The organism is Micromonospora sp. NPDC049580 (assembly GCF_040675595.1).
Classification (GTDB): domain Bacteria; phylum Actinomycetota; class Actinomycetes; order Mycobacteriales; family Micromonosporaceae; genus Micromonospora.
Genome location: NZ_JBFAPG010000382.1, coordinates 1 through 6,201, shown reverse-complemented (window position 1 = coordinate 6,201; position 6,201 = coordinate 1). Strand labels below are relative to the sequence as shown.

Sequence of the window (6,201 nt, the reverse complement as noted above, 5' to 3'; positions counted from 1 at the left end):
GGGACAGCGCCGGATGGCAGCAGGTGAAGATCAGCCGGAGCAGGTCGTCCCGGACGACCTCGGGCGAGTCCGGTGCGGGATCGAGCAGCGCCACGGCCTCGGCCTCCTTCCCGGCGCGGCGGGCCTCCCGGCGAATCACGTCGACCGCCCGCCGCCGTGCCACGACCAACAGCCAGCCGCGTGGGTTGTCCGGTACACCGTCTCGCGCCCACACCTGCAGGGCGCGGACGATCGCGTCCTGCGTGGCGTCCTCGGCGAGGTCGACGCTGCCGGTGACGCGGATCAGCGTGGCGAGGATCCGGGAACGCTCGGCCCGGATCACTCGCGCGGCCGCGTCACCGGCTGTCGCCGCGTCGCCGGCTGTCGCGTCGCCGGTCAGGGTCACAGCGGGATGACGGGGCGTACCTCGACCGCGCCGTTCCAGGCCGCGGGCATCTTCGCGACCGTCGCCACGGCCTCGTCCAGGTCCGCGCATTCGAGCAGGTAGAAGCCGGTCAGGGCTTCCTTGGTCTCGGCGTACGGGCCATCGGTGGTGAGCACGTCGCCGCCCTTGCCGCCGGGGACCCGCACGGTGGTCGCGGTGGCCGTCGGGTAGAGCGCGCTGCCGCCGCGGATCACCGCGCGCGCGGCCTCGCCGAACTCCCGGTACTCGGCCATCTCGGCGGCCTGCTCGGGGCTGCTCCAGTCGACGTCCGCGGTGTAGGTCAGCGCGATGTAGGTGGGCATGTCCGCTCCTCGCGTCCGGGCCGGGCGGTGGACGCCGGCCTCAGGTGTCGAGTCGGCGCTGGTCGCCGACTCCACCATAGGGACGATCGGTCGGACCCTCCACGGGACACCCGGTGCGGAATTTCTGGTCGACGGTCGGCCCGCCGGCCGGAAGTTCAGACCTCGACGAGGGTGGCGAGTCGGCGCTCGACCACCGGGAGCACGTCGGCGACGCTGATCGGGCGGCCCAGTTCGGCGGTGAGCGAGGTGACGCCGGCGTCGCGGATGCCGCACGGGACGATCCGGTCGAAGTACGTCAGGTCGCAGTCGCAGTTGATCGAGAAGCCGTGCAGGGTGACGCCCCGGGCCACCCGGATGCCGATGGCGGCCACCTTGCGGGCCGGCCCCCGGTCGTCCTCGGGCACCCAGACTCCGCTGCGCCCCTCGACCCGGCCGGCGGCCAGGCCGAACTCGGCGCACACGTCGATGAGCAGCTCCTCGGTGCGGCGGACGTAGGCGACCACGTCCACCGGGTCGGGCAGCCGCAGGATCGGGTAGCCGACGAGCTGCCCCGGGCCGTGCCAGGTGATCTTGCCGCCCCGGTCCACGTCGACGACCGGGGTGCCGTCCATGGGGCGATCCCAGGGCTCGGTGCGCTTGCCCGCGGTGTAGACGCTCGGGTGCTCCAGCAGCAGCACGGTGTCGCCGCGCTCCCCAGCCACCACCGACTCGTGCAGGCGCCGCTGCTCGTCCCAGGCGGCCTGGTAGTCGAGCAGGCCGGCGCGGACGGCCGTCAGGCCGGAGGTCGTCGTCGTCACGGCGTCCAGCCTAGTCCCGCCGCGGGCCGAGATCCGTCGTGAGCCGCCTCACCGGCCGTCCAGCGGTGCCTACGGCTCAGGTGCTCGGCACGGGGTCGGCCGGGCGTCCACGGCGCAGGCGGCGGACGAGGAGGGCGATGGCGGCCAGCGTCGACACGGTCAGCGCGAGGTAGAGCCAGAGCGGGGCGGCGAACGGCGACGGCCGGGGCTCCGGGCCGCCGAACGCGGCCCGAGCCAGCAGCTCGCCCGGCACCGCCAGATCGGTCGACCCCGGCGGTGCGGTGACCAGTACGTCCCGGCCGCCGCCGGGCGACACCGCGGCGAGAACGGCCCGCCGGTCGTCGCCGTCCGCCACGACTGACTGCTTCACCACCGGGTCGACCCCGCGCCAGCCGACGATCTCCGTGGTCGACGCGGCGACCGGCAGCGGTTGGCCGACGGCGTGGCCGGTGGCGGCGTCCAGGAACTCGATCCGCCAGGTACGTGCCGCCACCTGTTCGGAGGTGCAGCGGAGGCCGGCGCAGCCGTCGAAGGTGAGCAGCGCGATCCGCCGGCCGTCCGGGTGCCAGGCGGCCGGACCGGCCAGCATCCGCCGATCGCCCAGCTCGACCTGCCAGCGAACGCTGCCGTTGGTCGGGTCGACGACCACCAGCCGTTGTCGTTCGGCGATCGACGCGGGCACGTCGGCCGGGCCGGCCACCGCCACCAGATCGCCGCCCGGTGACCAGGCCGCCGCGGTGTGCGCGGCGAAGGTGCCGGCCGCGACCACCCGCTCGGTGCCGCGGTACGGGTCGAGGACGAGTAGGTCGTCGGGCTTCTCCGGGTCGTTGAGCTGCTGGTTGTCCAGCCCGTAGCTGATCACCGCGTCGTCGTTGCTGCGGGTGCTCAGGACCCGATGCCCGTCCGGCGACCAGGCCAGCGGTTGCATCCCGGTGTGGATCGGGCGGTGCTGCTGCCCAGTGGTGAGGTCCAACAACTCGCCGGACGGCCGCAGGTAGTGCCGCCCGTCCGGGGAGAGCAGCCCGTGGTCCTCGCCGACGTGCAGGGGGATCAACCGGTAACCGCCGTCCCGGCCGACCAGCACGCCGGTCGACTCCAGGAATCGGGTGCGGCTGGTGAAGAAGACCAACGCGGCCGGCCCGGCCGGGCGCTGCTCGACGGTGGCCTGCCACAGCCACGGCTGGTGCACCTTCGACGGCACCGTGCTGCCGGTGGCCGTGCTGCCGGTGGCCGTGCTGCCGGTGGCCGTGGCTGCTGGCACGCTGAGCATCACCAGCGCGAGCGCGGCACCGACCGTGACCCCGCGCCGCAGTCGTCTGCCCGTCGTTCTCATCGCCCCATTAGAAGCCACGAAGACCGATGACGAAGCCCCGTCCGTCGTGCCGTTCCTATTGGTCAGCCGGTGGGATGCGCCAGAGCCACACGTCGTCGACCCGCTGCGGCTCGCCGAACAGGGCGGTGGCGGTACGCCGGACGGCCGCCTCGTCGACTTCGAACTTCGCGCCGTGCACCTCGTCGGCGAGGACCACCGTCTCGATCCGCCAGTGCCGCAGGTCGGAGCTGACCTCCCGTTTCGTGCCGTCGGTGATGATCGGCATCAGCCCGGTGCGACCGGCCTCGTCCATGAGCGCGCTCAGGGTGCGCGGCACCGGCCCGATCCGGCCCCGCCCGTCCGGGCCGCCGGGCCCGAGGAAGAAGCCACCGGGGATGGCGAACTCGCCCTGCCGGTGCGACAGCGCGTACGCCTGCCAGCGCTGCCCGTCCGGGTAGACGTCGACGGCCAGCGGCACCGGAGTCAACGTGTTGCCGTCGGAGACGTACTGCCGCCAGGCGCCGGACGTGATGAAGTGCGGGATGGGCTCCCGCTCCCGGGTCAACAGCGGGGTGGGCAGCAGCGGCAGTAGGGCCACCGCGAACCCCAGCGACCAGGCCAGCTCCGTCGAACGGTGCCGCAGCGGCGCGGCCCGCAGCTGGTCGAGGGTGTACGCCAGCAGCACCCCGATCACCGGTGCCACCACCAGGGCCAGCCGGGCGGGCAGCGCGGCATTCACCACCGGCAGCTGCCCGAGCACGTCGAACGGCATCGGCAGGTCGGTGCGGCGTCCGTCGATCTTCGCCACCGGCCCGAAGGACAGCACCGTGAAGATCACCGCGACGACGCCCAGCGCCCAGAGGACGGCCCGGCGGCCGGGGTCGGCGCGTCGCCAGAGCGCGACGAAGCAGACCACGGTGAGCACGAGCAGCGGAATCCCGAAGAACGAGTTCTCCTCGGTAGGGTTCGGGGCCAGCGAGGTGCCCAGCCCGACCTCCCCGGCCAGGGAGCGGCGAGGGAAGGCGGCGAAGGCGGCGATGTCCTCGGAGTGGATCACCGGGTCGAAGCCGGTGCCGTGGAACCGCTGCGGCCCGGCGAAGTGCAGCCACAGCGGGTACGACAGCAGCACCCCGGCGACCACCGCGGTCACGCCGAGCCCGCGGACGAAGGTGGGCAGGGCGGCTCGGGCCTCGGCGCGGTGGGCCGGGTGCAGCGCCCAGACGGCGACGAACACGCCGAGCGCGAGGGCGGCGAAGAACAGGCCCTCGGCGGCGATCGAGAAGGCCACCGCGACCACGACGCCGAGGATCACCCCGTCGCGCAGCCAGTGCCCGGGGCGGCGCAGCGCGAACAATCGCCAGATCAGCAGCGGCACCAGCCAGCCGGCGGTCCAGTTCAGGTGGGCGTTGGCGTGCGAGACCATGCCGGGGGAGTAGGCGATGAACAGGCCGCCGACACCGGCGGCGAGGCGGCTGCGCACCACGTGGCGCGAGAGCAGCCAGTACCAGGCCAGCGCGGTGGCGAGCAGGTTCAGCGTGAGGATCACCAGGAACGTCGCCGGTGGCCCGATGAGGTACGTGAGCGGGGCGAAGACCACCGCGTACACCGTGATCGAGGTGTTGACCGCGAGGTTCACGCCGTCCGGGACATTGATCAGGTACGTGAAGAAGGGGTTCTCCCCGTGGGTGACCGCGTGCCCGCCGAAGGCCAGCAGCCACTCGAACAGCGCCTGGTCGCTGGAGTTGACGGTGATCGCGCGCACGTTCGGGTCCCGCCACAGGCCGCTGGTCACCCAGACGGCGAGCGCGAGCGCCACCAGCACGACGATCAGGTCGGCCCGGCGGTCCCGGAGGGCGCGCGGCGGCGACGCGGGTGCGGGCCCGGTGGCCAGCGACGGGGAGGACGGCACGCAGCGGACGTTACCAACCGGACCTGGACGAGCCGGTCAGACCGGCGGTTGTTGTCGACTCCGCTGCCCTCGCGGTGGCCATGGTTCGTCGTACACAACGGTTGCCGTGAATGTGTGAGTGTGCCCCATGTCATAGCGCCGACACATCGTCGTAACGTCTCGGCAACTCGACCGTGACCCAGTTCACAGTCTGCCCCTCTCAGGAGGCCGCCGTGCGCCGCTCCTCGTCCACCCTCAACCGGCTGCTCGGTGCGGTCGCCGGGCTCGTCCTCGCCGCCGCGGGCGCGATCACCCTCGCCACGCCCGCCCAGGCCGCCACCCTCACCCAGGTCACCGGCTTTGGCTCCAACCCGGGCAACCTCGCCATGTACGCCTACCGGCCGGACAACCTGCCGGCCAACTCCCCGGCCGTGGTGCTGCTGCACGGGTGCACCCAGAACGCCTCCGGCTACTTCGCCGGCTCGGGCTGGCAGAAGTACGCCGACCAGTGGAAGTTCACGCTGATCGTCGCCCAGCAGCCGTCCGGCAACAACGCCAACTCCTGCTTCAACTTCTTCGAGAGCGGCGACACGACCCGGGGTCAGGGCGAGGCGCTGTCGATCAAGCAGATGGTCGACCACGCCAAGGCGAACTTCGCGGTCGACGGTTCCCGCGTCTACGTCAGCGGCCTCTCTGCGGGCGGGGCGATGAGCGCCGTCATGCTGGCGACCTACCCGGACGTGTTCGCCGCCGGATCGATCATCGCCGGCATCCCGTACCGCTGCGCCACGAGCATGGTCAACGCGTTCAGCTGCATGAACCCGGGCACGGACAAGACCCCGGCCGCCTGGGGCGACCTGGTCCGTGGCGCCTACTCCGGCTACACCGGCCCGCGCCCCCGGGTGGCCATCTGGCACGGCACGTCGGACACCACTGTCACCCCGCTCAACGGCACCGAGTCCCGCGACCAGTGGACCAACGTGCGGGGGATCTCGCAGACGCCGACCAGCACGTCGTCGCTGCCCGGCAACACCAGCCTGGAGGTGTACGGCAACGACGAGGTACGCCTCTACCGGGTCTCCGGCATGGGCCACGGCACCCCGGTCGACCCGGGCTCCGCCGCGGACCAGTGCGGCACCGCTGGCGCGTACTTCCTGGACACCATCTGCTCGACGTACCGCGACGCGCTCTTCTTCGGCCTGAACGGCGGCGGCAGCACCCCCACCCCGACCCCCACGGCCACCACCACGCCGACCCCCACGGCCAGCCCGACGCCGACGCCGACCCCGACCACGCCGGCGACCTGCGTGACGGCGAGCAACTACGCGCACGTCACGGCCGGCCGGGCCTACCAGTCCGGCGGCTACGCCTACGCGAACGGCTCCAACCAGCGCATGGGCCTCTACAACACCTTCTACACGAGCACCCTCAAGCAGACCGCCCCCAACTACTGGGTAATCGGCTGCTGACCAACCCCA

6 protein-coding genes are annotated in these 6,201 nt (G+C 72.6%); 1 reads left to right on the top strand and 5 read right to left on the bottom strand.

The annotated features are described in order from the left end of the window. The 5 genes from AB0J68_RS24655 to AB0J68_RS24635 all read right to left on the bottom strand — a co-directional run. Positions 1 to 385: sigma factor (locus tag AB0J68_RS24655; protein ID WP_363940595.1), on the bottom strand; the 385-nt coding region annotated here is incomplete at its 3' end. Next, positions 382 to 726, bottom strand: a complete 345-nt coding sequence (locus AB0J68_RS24650) for a YciI family protein (RefSeq protein ID WP_355069027.1) — start codon at positions 724 to 726, stop codon at positions 382 to 384. The genes AB0J68_RS24655 and AB0J68_RS24650, both read right to left, overlap by 4 nt. 155 nt (positions 727 to 881) lie before the next feature. Then, positions 882 to 1,523 (bottom strand): lipoyl(octanoyl) transferase LipB, encoded by a 642-nt coding sequence (gene lipB / locus AB0J68_RS24645; RefSeq protein ID WP_363940594.1) that lies wholly within the window; start codon positions 1,521 to 1,523, stop codon positions 882 to 884. Positions 1,524 to 1,599: 76 nt separating this feature from the next. Further along, entirely contained in the window at positions 1,600 to 2,856 is a 1,257-nt protein-coding gene (locus AB0J68_RS24640; RefSeq protein WP_363940593.1) for a hypothetical protein, read from the bottom strand. Positions 2,857 to 2,911: 55 nt separating this feature from the next. Beyond that, on the bottom strand, positions 2,912 to 4,744 hold the full coding sequence (locus AB0J68_RS24635; RefSeq protein WP_363940592.1) for a DUF2079 domain-containing protein: 1,833 nt from the start codon (positions 4,742 to 4,744) through the stop codon (positions 2,912 to 2,914). Between the two features lie 212 nt (positions 4,745 to 4,956). On the opposite strand from AB0J68_RS24635, the gene AB0J68_RS24630 reads away from it, so the two are divergent. Next, positions 4,957 to 6,192, top strand: a complete 1,236-nt coding sequence (locus tag AB0J68_RS24630) for a PHB depolymerase family esterase (protein ID WP_355069032.1) — start codon at positions 4,957 to 4,959, stop codon at positions 6,190 to 6,192. Positions 6,193 to 6,201 lie beyond the last annotated feature (9 nt).

Bases quoted from the DNA above. Each gene is read 5' to 3' on its own strand.
- AB0J68_RS24650 (WP_355069027.1), bottom strand. From the start codon at position 726: ATGCCCACCTACATCGCGCTGACCTACACCGCGGACGTCGACTGGAGC.
- AB0J68_RS24640 (WP_363940593.1), bottom strand. From the start codon at position 2,856: ATGAGAACGACGGGCAGACGACTGCGGCGCGGGGTCACGGTCGGTGCC.